This window comes from Pseudomonas sp. PAMC 26793, assembly GCF_000313235.1.
GTDB classification, from domain to species: domain Bacteria; phylum Pseudomonadota; class Gammaproteobacteria; order Pseudomonadales; family Pseudomonadaceae; genus Aquipseudomonas; species Aquipseudomonas yamanorum.
In genome coordinates, this window is the sequence record NZ_AMXG01000039.1 from 38620 (window position 1) to 54161 (window position 15542).

General features: G+C 61.9%; 9 protein-coding genes and 1 pseudogene. 6 read left to right on the plus strand and 4 right to left on the minus strand.

Annotation, left to right across the window (positions count from 1 at the left end; translation table 11 throughout):
- Nucleotides 1-63 precede the first annotated feature (63 nt).
- Together D109_RS0120430 and D109_RS0120435 are read left to right on the plus strand one after the other, a co-directional pair.
- Nucleotides 64-957, plus strand: a complete 894-nt coding sequence (locus D109_RS0120430) for an NAD-dependent epimerase/dehydratase family protein (RefSeq protein ID WP_017478507.1) — start codon at nt 64-66, stop codon at nt 955-957.
- A gap of 208 nt (nt 958-1165) precedes the next feature.
- On the plus strand, nt 1166-2611 hold the full coding sequence (locus D109_RS0120435; protein WP_017478508.1) for a SulP family inorganic anion transporter: 1446 nt from the start codon (nt 1166-1168) through the stop codon (nt 2609-2611).
- Between the two features lie 129 nt (nt 2612-2740).
- Here the strand turns inward: D109_RS0120435 and D109_RS0120440 are convergent, their stop codons facing one another.
- Entirely contained in the window at nt 2741-3133 is a 393-nt protein-coding gene (locus D109_RS0120440; RefSeq protein WP_017478509.1) for a lysozyme inhibitor LprI family protein, read from the minus strand.
- Between the two features lie 192 nt (nt 3134-3325).
- Between D109_RS0120440 and D109_RS0120445 the strand changes: the two genes are divergently transcribed.
- The 4 genes from D109_RS0120445 to D109_RS0120460 are packed head-to-tail and all read left to right on the plus strand — an operon-like array spanning nt 3326 to nt 7468.
- Nucleotides 3326-4729 carry a gluconate:H+ symporter gene (locus D109_RS0120445; RefSeq protein WP_017478510.1) on the plus strand — a complete coding sequence of 468 codons (1404 nt, stop codon included), beginning with the start codon at nt 3326-3328 and terminating at the stop codon, nt 4727-4729.
- Nucleotides 4730-4744: 15 nt separating this feature from the next.
- Nucleotides 4745-5605: a MurR/RpiR family transcriptional regulator gene (locus D109_RS0120450; RefSeq protein WP_017478511.1), complete on the plus strand. Its 861-nt coding sequence runs from the start codon at nt 4745-4747 to the stop codon at nt 5603-5605.
- 1 nt (nt 5606) lies between these two features.
- Entirely contained in the window at nt 5607-7070 is a 1464-nt protein-coding gene (locus D109_RS0120455) for an amidohydrolase family protein (RefSeq protein WP_017478512.1), read from the plus strand.
- A gap of 29 nt (nt 7071-7099) precedes the next feature.
- Nucleotides 7100-7468 (plus strand): glyoxalase superfamily protein, encoded by a 369-nt coding sequence (locus tag D109_RS0120460; protein WP_017478513.1) that lies wholly within the window; start codon nt 7100-7102, stop codon nt 7466-7468.
- A 172-nt stretch (nt 7469-7640) separates the two neighbouring features.
- On the opposite strand, the gene D109_RS1000000135320 is transcribed toward D109_RS0120460, so the two are convergent.
- The 3 genes and pseudogenes from D109_RS1000000135320 to D109_RS0120470 form a co-directional block, all read right to left on the minus strand.
- Complete coding sequence (locus D109_RS1000000135320; protein WP_371103582.1) at nt 7641-8504, minus strand: methyl-accepting chemotaxis protein; 864 nt, start codon at nt 8502-8504, stop codon at nt 7641-7643.
- Nucleotides 8496-9593, minus strand: a pseudogene (locus D109_RS1000000135325) (methyl-accepting chemotaxis protein); the annotation flags it as partial. The gene D109_RS1000000135320 and the pseudogene D109_RS1000000135325, both read right to left, overlap by 9 nt.
- A 151-nt stretch (nt 9594-9744) precedes the next feature.
- Entirely contained in the window at nt 9745-15489 is a 5745-nt protein-coding gene (locus tag D109_RS0120470) for a membrane-targeted effector domain-containing toxin (RefSeq protein ID WP_017478515.1), read from the minus strand.
- Between the last annotated feature and the right edge of the window lie 53 nt (nt 15490-15542).

Below are 15542 nucleotides of genomic sequence, written 5' to 3' on the forward strand. Positions count from 1 at the left end.
TATTCCGCATGGATAGGTCCGCAATACTGACGCCATCCATTACTCACGCAGGGAGACACCTCCATGAACGTATTCATTACCGGCGCTGCCGGTTTTATCGGCGGCTCCATCGCCACTGGCCTGGTCAAGGCCGGCCATAACGTCACCGGCCTGGTGCGCAGCGCCGAACAAGCCGAAGAAATGACTGCACTGGGCATCACGCCGGTGATCGGCACGCTGGATGACAGTGCGCTGTTGACCGAGCAGGCGAAGAAAGCGGACGCCGTGATCAACGCCGCCAGCAGCGACCATCGCGGCGCCGTGGAAACCTTGCTGGCTGCGCTGCGCGGTTCCAACAAAACCTTCCTGCATACCAGCGGTTCGAGCATCGTCGGCGATGCGTCGGGCGGTAAGTCCAGCGATGTCATCTACTTCGAAGACAACTTGCCGGAGCCGACTGTCGACAAGGCCGCTCGCGTGGCCATCGACAACCTGATTCTTGCTGCCGCCCAAGATGGCGTGAACTCGGCGGTGATCTGCAACACCCTGATCTACGGTCACAGCCTGGGCGTTAAGCGCGACAGCGTGCAGTTGCCGCGCTTGCTCAAACAGGCGCGTAAAAGTGGCGTGGTTCGTCATGTAGGCACCGGGCAGAACATCTGGTCCAACGTACACATTGAGGACGTAGTCGCGCTGTACCTGCTGGCGCTGGAAAAGAATGTGCCGGGCACTTTCTACTTTGTGGAGAGTGGCGAGGCGGCGTTTGTCGACATGACTGCCGCGATTGCCGAAGCGCTGAAGCTGGGTAAACCGCAGGATTGGCCATTGGCGGATGCCGAGGCCGAGTGGGGCTATGAAATGGCCAACTATGGCTTGGGCTCCAACAGCCGGGTGCGCGGCAAGCATGCGCGGGAATTGCTGGGGTGGGCGCCGAAGCGGACCTCCGTCGTTGAGTGGATTCGCAACGAGATGGTGTGATGTTCGCTTGAACCCCCGGTGAGCCCTTCGCGAGCAAGCCCGCTCCCACACTTAACCGAGTTCCAACTTTGGAATGCGGTCAAATGTGGGAGCGGGCTTGCTCGCGAAAGGGGCGACTCGGTCTAACTGTCTTACCCAACACTAGCCCCACCCCGCCCAATTCCGTACCATCCCCCACCTTATCCCTCGCAACTCCCCCGGTACTTCAATGAACCTCACCCGTCTGCGCGCCGACGCCCTGGCCGGACTCACTACGTCTTTTGCCTTGCTGCCCGAATGCATCGCCTTTTCCCTGGTGGCTCACCTCAACCCGCTGATGGGCCTCTATGGCGCGTTCATCATCTGCACCCTCACTGCGCTGTTCGGCGGCCGGCCCGGCATGGTCTCCGGTGCCGCCGGCTCGATGGCGGTGGTGATCGTTGCGCTGGTGGTGCAGCACGGCGTGCAGTACCTGCTGGCCACGGTGTTGCTGGGCGGCTTGATCATGGTCGCCTTCGGCCTGTTGCGCCTGGGCAAGCTGGTGCGCATGGTGCCGCACTCGGTGATGCTCGGGTTCGTCAACGGCCTGGCGATCATCATTGCCCTGGCCCAGCTGGAGCACTTCAAGAGCGGTGACACCTGGCTCAGCGGCACGCCGTTGTACGTGATGACCGGGCTGGTCGCTGCCACCATGGCTATCGTCTACCTGCTGCCGCGCCTGACCCGTGCCGTGCCACCGGCCCTGGTGGCGATCCTCGGCGTGGGCCTGGCGGTGTACCTGCTCGGCCTGCCTACCCGCACCCTGGGCGACATGGCTCACATCGCCGGCGGCCTGCCGACCTTCGCGTTGCCGCAGATTCCCTGGACCCTTGAAACCCTGCACATCATCGCGCCCTACGCGATCCTGATGGCCATGGTCGGTCTGCTGGAAACCCTGCTGACCCTCAACCTCACCGACGAAATTACGGAAACCCGCGGCTATCCCGACCGCGAAAGCGTGGCCCTGGGCGCGGCGAATATGGTCTCGGGCTTGTTCGGCGGCATGGGCGGCTGCGCGATGATCGGGCAAACCGTGATCAACCTCAGCTCCGGCGGGCGCGGGCGGTTTTCCGGTGTGTTCGCCGGGGTGATGATCCTGCTGTTCATTCTGTTTCTGTCACCGCTGATCGAGCGCATTCCGCTGGCGGCGCTGGTGGGGGTGATGTTCGTGGTGTCCCAGCAGACGTTTGCCTGGGCGTCCCTGCGGGTGATCAACAAGGTGCCACTCAACGACGTGCTGGTGATCATGGCGGTGACGGTGATTACCGTGTTCACCGATCTGGCGACGGCGGTGCTGTGCGGGATTGTGATTGCGGCGCTGAACTTTGCCTGGCAGCAAGCGCGTGAGCTGTACGCGGATGAGCATATGGAAGCGGACGGCAGCAAGCTCTATCGGGTGCACGGCACGCTGTTTTTTGCCTCGACCACGCCGTTCCTGAACCGGTTCGATCCGGCCAACGATCCGGCCCAGGTGACGCTGGATTGTCGTCACTTGAGCTTCGTCGACTATTCAGCGATTGCTGCGTTGATGACCCTGCGGGAGCGCTACGCCAAGGCCGGCAAGCATCTGCGGGTGCTGCACCTGTCCGAGCGTTGCCGCAAACTGCTCAAGCGTGCGCGGGTGCAGCACGACTGACAGTTGTTGAGGTGCGATGATCGTTCCCATGCTCTGCGTGGGAACGCCGCTTTGGACGCTCCGCGTCCGCTCTTAAAGTCGTGACGCGGAGCGTCACAGGATGCATTCCCACGCAGAGCGTTGGAACGATCATGGGCCGACCAGATTTTCCAATTCCTGGGCGCGGGTCTGGGTCATGTCCAGCACGCAGCCCGAGCCGTTGACCTGATCAATGGTGCCGCCGGTTGCCGAGCCGATGAAGCCGCAATTGGCATCGCGAAACTTGATCCACTGGCGTTGCACGTCTTGCAATTGTTGCTTGCGGTTGCCTTCCATCGCCGTCATGGCGGCTTTGTAGGCGGTGTTCAGGCGTGCGTCCTGCACCTTGGTTTCCTTGGCGTTGCAATCGACCATGTCGGCGGTGGTGTTGGCGCCGTCCATGCATTTTTTCAGCGCCGCGTTCTCGTCGGCCGACGCCGTGCCACCCAAGGCCAGCAACAGCGCGCCGGCGGCGAAAGGAACAAGCAGGTGTTTACGATTCATTCTGGGTTTTCCTGGTCATGAGTCGGTGTGCAGCCTAAGACTCGGCCTGCGCAGTTGAGTTTCCAGCCCGGCGATCTTCATGTAAGAACGCCCCCCGAATTTTCATCCACTGACCCGGGGCATATCCCTGTGCGACAGGGCTTGTCTGTGGGCGAAAATTACTTTCATAAAAATTGAAAATCCACCTCGGTAATGATTTATGACTTTCACAACCTATTCGACGTGACCCTTTCCGAGGAGTACCGCATGGCCGCATCACCGGGGTATTGGCTGTTGATCTACGCCGCCATCGCCATCATTGCATTGATCGTATTGATCGCGCGTTACCGGCTCAACCCGTTTATCGTCATCACCCTGGTGTCCATCGGCCTGGCGCTGTTGGCCGGGATGCCGGCGGATACGATCATGGGCTCCTACGAGGCCGGCGTCGGTAAGACGCTGGGGCATATTGCGCTGGTGGTCGCGCTGGGGACGATGCTCGGCAAGATGATGGCCGAGTCCGGCGGCGCCGAGCAGGTGGCGCGCACGCTGATCAATCGGTTCGGTGAGCGGAATGCCCACTGGGCGATGGTGTGTATCGCGTTCCTGGTGGGGCTGCCGCTGTTTTTCGAGGTCGGTTTTGTATTGCTGGTGCCGATCGCCTTTACCGTGGCGCGGCGGGTGGGCGTATCGATCCTGATGGTCGGACTGCCGATGGTGGCTGGCTTGTCGGTGGTGCATGCGTTGGTGCCGCCGCATCCGGCGGCGATGATGGCGGTGTTGGCCTATAACGCGTCGGTCGGGCAGACGGTGTTGTATGCGATTTTGATCGGTATTCCGACCGCGATCATTGCAGGTCCGCTGTACGCCAAGTTCATCGTGCCGCACATTCACCTGCCAGCGGAAAACCCGCTGGAACGCCAGTTTATCGACCGCGAACCGCGTACCCGTTTGCCGAGTTTCGCCCTGACCATGGGCACCATCCTGTTGCCGGTGGTGCTGATGATGATCGGCGGCTGGGCTAACCTGATTTCCACACCGGGCACCGCGTTCAACCAGTTTCTGTTGTTTATCGGCAACTCGGTGATCGCGCTGCTGGTGGCGACGTTGGTGAGTTTCTGGACCCTCGGTCTGGCCCAGGGCTTCAACCGCGAATCGATCCTTAAGTTCACCAACGAATGCCTGGCACCGACCGCCAGCATCACCTTGCTGGTGGGGGCGGGCGGCGGTCTTAACCGGATTCTGGTGGATGCCGGCGTCACCAATGAAATCCTCGGCCTGGCCCATGCCTTCAACTTGTCGCCCTTGGTAATGGGGTGGCTGTTCGCCGCGTTGATGCGCATCGCCACGGGCTCGGCCACGGTGGCCATGACCACCGCCTCTGGCGTGGTAGCGCCGGTTGCGATGGGCCTGGGTTATCCCCATCCGGAATTGCTGGTGCTGGCCACTGGTGCGGGTTCGGTGATCTTTTCCCACGTGAACGACGGCGGCTTCTGGCTGATCAAGGAATACTTCAATATGACGGTGATCCAGACCTTCAAGACCTGGACCGTGCTGGAGACCCTGATTTCTGTGGTCGCCTTCGGTCTGACTTATGGCCTGTCCTGCATCTTGTAACCCGGAGCCGACCCGATGGACATCCTCTACCAGATCCGCGCCCGCCAGGATTCCTTCAGCGCCGGCGAAGGGCGTATCGCCAAGTTGATGCTTGATGACGTCGGCTTTGCTGCGTCCGCCAGCCTGGAAGCGTTGTCCCAACGGGCCGAGGTCAGCACCGCCACCTTGTCGCGCTTTGCCCGCAGCGTCGGGTGCCGCGACCTGCGGGACCTGCGCCTGCAACTGGCCCAGGCCAGCGGCGTCGGCAGCCGGTTTCTCGACCCGGCGGGCCTGCCTGAGCAGTCGGCGTTTCACCGACAGATTCTCAGCGATATCGAATCGACGTTGCGCCGGCATTTGTCCGGTTTCAACCAGCGCAGCTTTGTCGACGCCGTGAGCCTGCTGGGCAATGCGCGGATGATCCACGCGTTCGGCATGGGCGGGCCATCGAGCCTGTGCAGCGATGAGTTGCAAGTGCGCCTGGTGCGCCTGGGCTACTCGATCGCCGCCTGCCATGACCCGGTGATGATGCGCGTGACCGCCGCCACCTTGGGCCCGGAACATGCGCTGATTGTGTGTTCGCTGACCGGCATCACCCCGGAAGTGTTGGGCGTGGTGGCGCTGGCGCGTAACTACGGCGCAAAAATCATCGCCATCACCCTGCCGGATTCACCGCTGGCGCAGTTGGCCGATGTGCTGCTGCCGCTGCAACCGGCGGAAACCAGTTTTATCTACAAGCCAACGGCGGCGCGCTACGGAATGCTGTTGGCCATCGACGTGCTCGCCACCGAGCTGGCCTTGGCCATGCCGGACGACAACCAGGAACGCCTGCGACGAATCAAGCTGGCCCTGGACGATTATCGCGGCGGCCCCGACAGCCTGCCGCTTGGAGATTGAAATGAATTACCACACGTTGATCCGCCAGGCGCTGATCATTGATGGCAGCAACACCCCCGGTTATGTCGCCGATGTGGCGTTGCACGAGGGGCGTATCGAGAAGATCGGCGACCTGTCCCGGGACAGCGCCGAGCATGAAATCGACGCCACCGGGCGGGTATTGGCGCCGGGGTTTATCGACGTGCACACCCACGACGACACGGTGGTGATCCGTCACCCGCAGATGCTGCCCAAGCTCAGCCAGGGCGTGACCACAGTGATCGTCGGCAACTGCGGCATCAGTGCTTCGCCGGTCAGCCTGAGGGCCGATCCGCCGGACCCGATGAACCTGTTGGGCAAGCGCGACGCCTTTGCCTATCCGCGTTTTGCCGATTACCGCGCGGCGGTGGAGAGCGCCCACCCGGCAGTCAACGTGGCGGCACTGATCGGCCACACGGCGCTGCGCAGCAACCATATGGACGACCTGCACCGCACTGCCACGCCCGGTGAAATTGCCGCCATGCGCGTGCAGTTGCAGGAGAGTCTTGCGCACGGTGCCCTGGGTTTGTCCACCGGCCTTGCGTACGCCAGCGCGTTCAACGCCGAGACCGATGAAGTGCTGCAACTGAGTGAAGAGCTCACGGCGTTCGGCGCGGTGTACACCACTCATTTGCGCAGCGAATTCGAACCGGTGCTGGAAGCGATGGACGAGGCGTTTCTGATCGGCCGCCATGCCCAGGCGCCGGTGATCATTTCCCACCTCAAGTGCGCGGGCGCTGGCAACTGGGGACGCAGCCCGCAGTTGTTGGCCTCACTGGAACATGCGGCGAAGACGCATCCGGTGGGCTGCGATTGCTATCCCTATGCGGCCAGCTCTTCGACCCTGGACCTCAAGCAAGTCACCGATGCGTTTCGCATCACCATCACCTGGTCCACGCCGCACCCTGAAATGGGCGGGCGGGATTTGCAGGACATCGCCGCCGAGTGGGCGGTGCCGCTGATGGACGCAGCCCGTCGCCTGCAACCCGCCGGGGCGGTGTATTACGGGATGGATGAGACCGACGTGCAGCGCATCCTGGCGCATCCACTGTCGATGATTGGTTCGGATGGTTTGCCGGAGGATCCGTTTCCTCATCCGCGGTTGTGGGGCGCGTTTCCACGGGTGCTCGGGCATTTCAGCCGAGACCTGGGCTTGTTCCCGCTGCACACCGCCGTGCATAAGATGACTGGCTTGTCGGCGGCGCGATTTGGCCTGGCCGAGCGCGGTGAAATCCGTGAAGGGCACTGGGCGGACCTGGTGCTGTTTGACCCGCTGAGGGTGCGGGATGTGGCGGACTTCAAGGAGCCCCAGCGTGCGGCGGAAGGGATTGACGGTGTGTGGGTCAATGGCGTGTTGAGTTACTGCGACGGGCAAGCGAACGGGCAGCGGCCCGGACGATTCCTGGCGCGCAGCGGGGATTTGCGTAAGGGGTTTGCGGCCGTATAGTGGCCGCTCTCAAACACGGAGCAATCGCCATGCACTTAGGAAAAGTCACCCCCATTTTGCGCAGTTTTGACGAGGCCAAAACGTTGGCGTTCTACGTCGATTTCCTGGGGTTCAAGGTCGATTGGCAGCACCGGTTTGAAGACAACTTTCCGCTGTACTTGCAGGTGTCGCTGGGGGAATGCGTGCTGCACCTGTCCGAGCACCATGGCGACTGCACCCCGGGTGCAGCGGTGCGGATTCAGGCCCAAGGGCTGGAAGCGTACCAGCAACAGCTGCTGGCCAAGCATTACCGCAACGCCAAGCCGGGGATTGAAGACACGCCATGGGGCAGTCGCGAAATGAGCATCAGCGACCCGTCGGGGAACCGGTTGGTGTTTGTTGAAGAAGTCGCGGTTTAAACCCGTTCTAATGTGGCGAGGGAGCTTGCTCCCGTTGGGCTGCGCAGCAGCCCCAAAACCAGGCGCAGGGTTAACCTGAACGGTCTCGGTTGTTTGGACTGGGGCCGCTTCGCGGCCCAACGGGAGCAAGCTCCCTCGCCACAGTTTGAGGGTGCTTGCGTTGAAGGTGTGTTTACACCCGGAAATGGCTGACCATCTGCTGCAACTGCCCGCCCAAACGCGCCAGTTCCACACTTGACTTGGCCGTCTCGTCACTGGCCGCTGCGGTCTGCTCCGACACGTCCCGCACATTCACGATACTGCGGCTGATCTCTTCCGCCACGGCACTCTGCTGTTCGGCGGCTGCCGCAATCTGCTGGTTCATGGACTGGATATTCGACACCGTACGGGTGATGTTTTCCAGTGATACACCGGCCTTGCGCGTCAGTTCGACGCTGCTGTCGGTGAGGTTGCGGCTGTTGTTCATCACGGCAGCCACTTGCTGGGTGCCATTCTGCAAACCGGCCACCAGGCCTTCGATCTCTTCGGTGGATTTCTGGGTGCGTTGGGCCAGGCCACGGACTTCGTCGGCGACCACCGCAAAACCACGACCGGCTTCACCGGCACGGGCCGCTTCGATGGCGGCGTTGAGCGCCAGCAGGTTGGTCTGTTCGGCCACGGCCTTGATCACGTCCATCACGCTGCCGATCTTGTTGCTCTCTTGTTGCAGGTGCGTCATGGCGTCGGTGGAGCGTGCCACTTCGGCAGCCAGACGTTCGATCTGGGCGATGGCTTCGGCCACCACCTTGTCACCGGCACGGGCTTCGCCGTCGGCGGCCGAGGCCGCCTGGGACGCTTGTTCGGCGTTGCGTGCGACTTCCTGCACGGTGGCAGTCATTTCGTGCATGGCGGTGGCCACTTGATCGGTCTCGATCTTCTGGCTGTTGACCCCGGCGCTGGTCTGTTCGGTCACGGCCGACAGCTCTTCGGCGGCAGCGGCGATCTGGGTCACGCCGTCGCGGATGCCGCTGATCAGTTCACGCAGGGTCGTGCCCATGCGCTGGATGCCTTGTTGCAACACGCCGAGTTCGTCGCGGCGGGTCACCTGGATGTTGTGGCTCAGGTCGCCGGAAGCGATGCGCTCCACCACGGCGAGGGTCTCGCGCAATGGGCCGGTGATTTGGCGAGTGATAATGACGGCCGCCACGATGCCCACCAGCAAGGCCAGCAACGTGCTGATCAGTTGCAGGCTGCGGGCCTGGGCACTTTCGGCGTCACGACGTTGCAGCTGAATGTCGTACAGCTTGTCGCTGATGGTGACGATGTCGGTACCCTGGGTGGTCATTTCTGCCCGGGCCGAGACGATGTTGGCGTTGGCCGCCTTGTAGTTCTGGACCGCGCTGCGATAAGCCCCGAGGGCGGTTTCCAGGGCCGTCAGTGCGGACTGTTGGTTGGCGCCAAACGCCGTATGCAGGCCTTTCAAACCGTCGATGGCTTTCTCGATCTGCGCGGCAGCGCGGGCTTCAGTCTCGGCGTTGACGTTGCCGGTGTAGCCGCGCACTTCGTAGCGGGCCAACTGGAACTGTTCCTTGGCGGTGGTCACGGCCTCGAACTGGGCAAAACGCTCGGCGCTGTCGGGCATCTGGCGCACGCTGGAGTCCAGGGCGTCGATTTGTGTGTTGGCGATGTCAGCCTTGTCGCCCATGACCTGGCGCGCGGCGTTACCGTTGCGGTAGGCCTCGCGCATTTTGTTCAAGGACTGCTGGTAAGCCGTGATGATCGCCTTTTGCTCATTGAGCAGCTTGAGGTTGTCCGGGCTCTTGAAGCTGTCCAGCAGCTTCTGTTGCTGGGCCACAAAATTGTCGAGGCTGGTCTGCACGTTTTGCGCCACGGCTTCGTCGCCGTTGGCCAACATGTATTGCAGGCGCACGATCCGCAGTTTGGTCAGCGAAGCGTTGAGCTGGGTGATGTCGCTCATCCAGTTGCTGCGGTCGATCAGGCCGCCCAGGCTGGTCCAGCCGGTGAGCGCGAGGATCGAGGTGAGTACCAGTACCAGGCCGAAGCCCAGGCCCAGTTTCATGTTGACGCTGATGTTGCCGAACCAACTATTCATCGCATTCCTCCAGGAACAGATTTGCGGGTACATCCGGTTGCTGGAAGTAGCGACCAGCCGATGGGTAGTCAGGTGGTATCGGCAGCTCAGGCGAGAGCTGAAACGGTTTTTTCGTGAGGGCAGGATTTATGAAGCGTGAGCGACGGGCGGTCGCACCGCCCTCATGCAGAGGGCGGTGCGAGGGTCAGTGGACTTGGCGCATTCTTTTGCTGGTGGTGATGATGTCGATCAACGCTTCCCTGCTGCTGAAACGGCGGTCATCCAGGTTCCAGCGATTGACGAAGTGACCCCTGGCATCCTGCTGCAACGCGGTGTGGACCAGTACGCCGTCGCGGTTTTTATGGACCATCTCCAACCCGTCGTCCAGGGTGCGCTGAAGCAGGTAGTCGCCTTTGCGCCGCAGGCGTTGTTCGAGGCTGAGGGTTGGCGCCAGCATGACAGGTGGCGGCAATGGCGCACCGGCGACTTCGACGCTTTTCTTGAAGTCGTAGCGCACCAACGGCCATTGTTGCTCGCGCGGTAACGCCTGGAGGTTGGCGGGCTCACGCACAAAGCCGCTGGCCGAGCCGGGAGGCACATCGTCCAGCAGCAAACTGATGCCGTTGTTGAGCTCGGCAATGCCCGGCACGCCGTGGTACGTATTGGCGTGCGTTTCGCCCACCAGTGCGATCCACTTGTGTGGCCCCTGTTGAAGCTGATCCGCGCGGATCACTTGGGTCGCAAAGTAGTTGAGCATTGATGTCCTGGAGCCGGTCATGCCATCTACCCGCAAGCTGGCGACACAATCGAGTGCGCGGATCCGCACGTTGTGCTTCATCGCCACCTGCACCAGGCTGACAAAGCTGTGGGGGCTGTCGGCTGGTACGCCGTGGCCTTTGTCCAATGCGTTGAGGTAGTTCCACAGCTCATCAGGCATAAAGCCCAGGTTGTGGACGATATCCAGGTCGGCTTGATGCAGCTCGGTGGTGAGTTGCTCCATGTACAGGGTTTTTACATCGCGCTGGCCCTTCAGGTATTCCATGTGCCGGCTGAGGAAGCCTTTGCTCGACGTACTGGAGTGGGCTTCGCCGACCACCAGGCCATCGGCGGTGTCCAGCAGTTGATCGATAAACTTCACCTCATCCAGGGCCGGGTCGATCGCAGGCAGTGCCTTGCGCGTAGGCGGTGTGAGTTCGGTAAAAAACGCCTGGGCCTGGGTCTGAAGTTTTTTGCGGGTCTGGTCGAAGGTAATTTGCGCCGCACGACGACTGCTGACGGTCTCCCAGTAGGCGGTAGCGAAGAGCACTTCTCGCGTGCCTATCGGCAGGGTGATTTCATCGTTGATCAGGTTCAGGTGTTCATGCGGCAGGTCAAAGGTGCTGAAGTGGCGCGGCGCTTCAGCAGGCAGAGGGCGCGTTGGCCGTGGCGAGAGTGAGCGCTCCACCGAGGGGGCCGGGCGCGGCGCCGGTTGGCTTGCCGTGTGCAACGACAGCTTCAGGTCGCCCTTGGCCAGGACATCGCCGGGAATACCGCCTGCCACATCCGCGATGACTCGGGTGGGTTGGCTGAAGGCATCGTCGACCCGCAGGGCAATGCTCTTTTGCAGGTCGGCCAGGCCCGGCGTGCCGCGATAGGTGCTCATGCGTTTTTGATCAACCAACGCTATCCAGCGTTCGCCCGGTTTTTTGGCCTGGTCGTCGTTAATGAGGGTGTGGGAGTAAAAGTTGGTCAGCCTGTTGGCGCGAATCGAGGCCGGGCGTGAATCAACCAGGCTCAGGGTGTTTTCCAGGTCGTAGGAGCTTGAGGCGTTCAACGGTCTAACTTCAATCCCGTGCTGTTGCGCGGTTTTTACCAGCATCCAGTGGCCGTGCAACCCTTCGGGGTCGCGGTAATTTTCCTTGTCGATGGATTTGAGCTGGCGCTCCGCCTGTTTGGAGAAACCACTGGAAAACCGTGAGTGGGTTTTCAGATGGTGGATGTCGCGCCACAACGCCTCGATATAGAGAACCGTCACGTTGAACTCACGCAGGTACTGCATGTTTTCGATCAGCACCTGTTTAGCCACGGTGGAAAACGGTGCCTCGCCCACCACCAGGTTGTGGGCGTCATCGATCAGCAGCTTGAGCAAATCACGCAGGGCAATGTCTGGCGCCGGGTTCAGGGTTTCGGCCCGGGGAACCACGGCGGGCAACCGTGCAAAAAACGCGTCGGCGTCATCCGTCAGTGCCCTGACGTTGTCCAGGTGCTGTTTGAGTGCCGGGGCGAGTTGCCGACGCGAGACCCAGATGCTGTGGGTATTAAGGTCACGATCCAGGTAGGCGATCTGCTGGAACAGCGCGGACCTGTCCTCGGGGGCGATGATGGCCGCTACGTCCCGGCGTAACTTTTCCGATAATTCATAGGGCTGCCCAAGCCTTTCAGGGCCTGGCATACCGCCGATGACACCGGAGCGCTGCCACTGGCCGTCCACCGTCTGGTTCACCAGCTTGCCGGTGGAGCGCAACTGCCCGCTGGTGCTGTCGTAGCGAAACAACAGGAATCGCCCCAGGCTGTCCGGGGTGTGTGACGCCCACAGGTTGTCGCCAGCAAACAGCACGGGCTGCATGCCCTGAGGCAATGGGGGTTGTGGCTGCAGTTGCTTGATCAAGGTCATTGCCTGTTGATCCTTGGCCGCCCGGGCAACATGGCGCAACGGCGGACGGGCGAGCTTGACGGGGGCGAACAGCAGGGGCCGCAGGTCGGTCAACAGCGCCCCGACGGCATTGAGCAGCGCGCCCAGATAATGCCCCAGGGCGGCGGCGGTGTCGTTGCGGCTGTAGGCATGCAGGGCGAGCATCGAATCCTTGAACACCAGCAAGCCGCCCAACGCCAGGCTCAGTGTCGGGAAGGGCGCGGTCAGCACGGCAATGGTGATTTCACCGATGACGCTGACCAGTTCCATGATCATCTGCAAGCGCCCGGTGGTGGTGCTTTTGACTTCGTCGATACGGTGGCGCAGCTTTTTGTCGTAGGTGTGGTAATGCAGGTTCTTGAGGGGCAGTGCGGTGCGAGGCACTTCGTCGAACACCGGCTTGGAATACACCCCCTTGAGCTGTGCCGGCAGGCCCGCCAGCAATGCTTTCAATCTCGGCTCGAACGCCGCGCGCTCAACGCTGGCGACCCGGCTGATGTAGTAGGTGTCCATGCCTTCAAGGTTTTTCAGGCGTTCGTTGAATTCCCGTTGCGGCCTGAAGGCGATGCCGTCCGGTGCGTGCGGGGTGTAGAGCAGGGGCAGGTCGTTGGCGTGGTGGAACAGGTAACAGCCATCGATCACTTGCCCGCTGATGTGCAACGGATAGAGCCGATACCGATTGCGCACGGCCTCGCTGTTATCAGCCAGGCTGTCGATGCTCTTTTCCAGCCAAGCCAGGTCGGTTGTTGCCAGATAGCCTTGCAGGCAGCACTCAAGCGCGGCGACACGCATGTGCAACTGGGCGACCTCCAGGGCCATGCTGCGGCGCCATGCATAGTGGGGGCCTTGCGGGTCCAGCAGGGTTTTCTCGACCTCGGCGACATAGCGATCACCGATCCAGGTGCCTCTGACCGAGTTGCTCACCGTTTGCGCGGTGAGTCGACTCAGGTCGACGCCGGGCGGTCCCTTGAACTGTGCGGTGGTCCTGGCGTCAGGGTTGATAAAGCCCAGGCTGGCGTCGTAGCCGTTGCGGTACAGCGTGGTGTAGCTGACGCGTTCGCGCGGGGTGATCACGCCTACGAGGTTTGGGTCTACCGCCGGGATCGGGTGGCCGAGCAGTTGATTGAGGGCGGTTTTTGCCGCCTTGTGCAAGTAACTGTCGAAGTCGGGAAACTGTTGTGGGCTACCCGGGCTTGCGGCGTAGGCCTGTGCAGCGCCCGTGGCCTGTTCCTTGAGGTCGGCGAGTTTCTGTCGGTCCGCCACCGAAGCCTGGCTCAGCCACTTGGGCATCTGATGCAGGTATTCATCGGCCTGCATGGCCAGCGTCGTGGTACTCATTTCCACCAGGCAGGCTTCATAGGTGGAGGGCGCGCCGAAACTGATCATCAAATACTCGAGGCTGGCCGGGGTAAAACCCAAGGCGGAAAGCATCGCGCTGTATTTGGGCCGGATCCGGCTGACCAGTTGTTCAAGCAGGTAGTCTTTCATGCTGCGCGAACCGGGGACGGACGCTACCTCCTGGCTCCAGCCGAGGATGTGCGCCTGCAATTCCCGCTCGCTGCCAAAGGCCTGGAACTGTTCGGCGCGGGGTGCGTGAGGCGTGCACAGCAGCAAGCGTTTGACCGCGCCCGTTGCATCGGTCTGGCGCAGCACCCACAGGTCTTTAAGGGGCGCCTTGTGCAGGAACAGGCAGCAGGCGGTGAGTGTGGGCGATGGTCCTTCACTGAGGGTCTGCAGCAGTGCGTAGTCGTCAGTGCTGATATGGTTTTGCAACGATGCACTGTAGGCCAGCGCGTGCAGGCGGCTGTCGAGCATCTGCTGCATGGCGTCCTGTACGGCGGGCAGACTGTGGGCGCGTTTTTGTTCTTCGGCGAAGGTCAGGCTTGGTTGAACCTTGGCCAGCAGCTCGGCCAGGTAAGCCGGCGTGACGTCCTGGAACTCGGGCGGCAAGGGCTGTTGGGCGTAGGTCAGCCAGGTGTGTTTGAGAAACTCGGAGTCGGTTTGTTCATCGCCATGGTGCAAGCCACGTATCGCCAATTGCACCAGGTTGTTGTGCTGGTTGTACGAGTTGCCTGACTTCAGGGTGCGCTCAGTGCTGATCTGCAGTTGCTCGGGGATCAGGCCCTGGATATCCAGGTCGTCATCCAGGTGCTCAAGCACTTGCAGACGTGCCATGGCCTCGGGCGAGGCCGCCGGGCCGAGTAACGCCAGCACTTGCAGGCTGAGGTGTTCGTAAGTGCGCAGGTGTTCGGCGAGGGTCTTGCGCTGAGCTTCATTGGCGCTGCGGTACCAGTCCGGGGCGGATTCGTGGAGCAGTTTTTCCAGTAACTGTTGCGCGCGCAGTTCCAGGCGCGAGGACAGGTCCCAAGGCGAGCAGCGCAGGGCCTGGTCCAGTTCGAGGGTCATTCTGGCGACGTCTGTCGGCGCTGGCTGGCCGTCCAGGCCAAGGGCAAACGCGATGTCCTGATGTTGTTTGTGCTGCAGGGCGTTGTAGGTGTGTTCGTTCAGCGGGAGGCTGTCGATAGGTTCTGGCACCAGGGGCCAGATACTCGCTGCGCGCAAGTGCTGGTAACGGCGCGGCAGGTGTTGCAGCAGTTCCTGGCGCCAGGCGGCCTGCTTCATGCGCTCTTGCAATGTGCGATCCAGATGCTTGAGCGAGGTGAAAGCCTCCAGGCCTCTGGAAGGGGTGAACAGCAACGCATCACCGTCCTCGATCTCCAGGTGGGTGACCGGTGTCTGGCTGCGCGTGAGGACGAACACTCCGGCGAACTCGATGGTCTGCTGGCGGTAGCGAAACGTCAGGCGATGGATGCCCGGGCGCCGCTCGGGGCCGAAGACGATATTCGTCACCATCAACTGGTCGGCGGGGCTGAGCAAGCGATCTGCAACCTTCAACTTGGCCTCTGCCTCCAGCATCAACTGATGGCTGTCGAGTATCCAGTTTTTGCGCAAATGGCCGTTGGGGCGCCGCTCTGTTTCCATGGCGGTCAGTTTATTGTGCAGCGCCGTGTGGATGCGCGTGCGGTTCAACAGGCCCTGCTCGCCGTGGATCACCCAGTTGCGGGGTACGGTGTAGTGCACTTTTACCTTCTGCAGGCCCCAGCGGCTCTCTTCTGCCAGGGCCGCGTGCAGCGCCTGCATCTCCAGCAACTCTGCAGAGGACTGCGCTGCGGGCGCCTGGCCGTGGGGGAAAACCTGCAAGCGATGACCGATCTGCAGCAGGTAGTTGTTCAGTTGTTCGGGGGGCAGTGGTGATGTGTTCGGGGGCTGAGCGGGCATGGCCGGTCCTCAGGGTTGATGGATCCCTGAGGGTGCGCAGTCTTGCAGTGTCG

What these genes read in the sequence shown, in the direction of transcription:
- D109_RS0120440 (WP_017478509.1), bottom strand. Translation starts at nt 3,133, where the DNA reads ATGAATCGTAAACACCTGCTTGTTCCTTTCGCCGCCGGCGCGCTGTTG.
- D109_RS0120460 (WP_017478513.1), top strand. Translation starts at nt 7,100, where the DNA reads ATGCACTTAGGAAAAGTCACCCCCATTTTGCGCAGTTTTGACGAGGCC.
- D109_RS0120445 (WP_017478510.1), top strand. Translation starts at nt 3,326, where the DNA reads ATGATTTATGACTTTCACAACCTATTCGACGTGACCCTTTCCGAGGAG.
- D109_RS1000000135320 (WP_371103582.1), bottom strand. Translation starts at nt 8,504, where the DNA reads ATGGGCACGACCCTGCGTGAACTGATCAGCGGCATCCGCGACGGCGTG.
- D109_RS0120450 (WP_017478511.1), top strand. Translation starts at nt 4,745, where the DNA reads ATGGACATCCTCTACCAGATCCGCGCCCGCCAGGATTCCTTCAGCGCC.
- D109_RS0120430 (WP_017478507.1), top strand. Translation starts at nt 64, where the DNA reads ATGAACGTATTCATTACCGGCGCTGCCGGTTTTATCGGCGGCTCCATC.
- D109_RS0120455 (WP_017478512.1), top strand. Translation starts at nt 5,607, where the DNA reads ATGAATTACCACACGTTGATCCGCCAGGCGCTGATCATTGATGGCAGC.
- D109_RS0120470 (WP_017478515.1), bottom strand. Translation starts at nt 15,489, where the DNA reads ATGCCCGCTCAGCCCCCGAACACATCACCACTGCCCCCCGAACAACTG.
- D109_RS0120435 (WP_017478508.1), top strand. Translation starts at nt 1,166, where the DNA reads ATGAACCTCACCCGTCTGCGCGCCGACGCCCTGGCCGGACTCACTACG.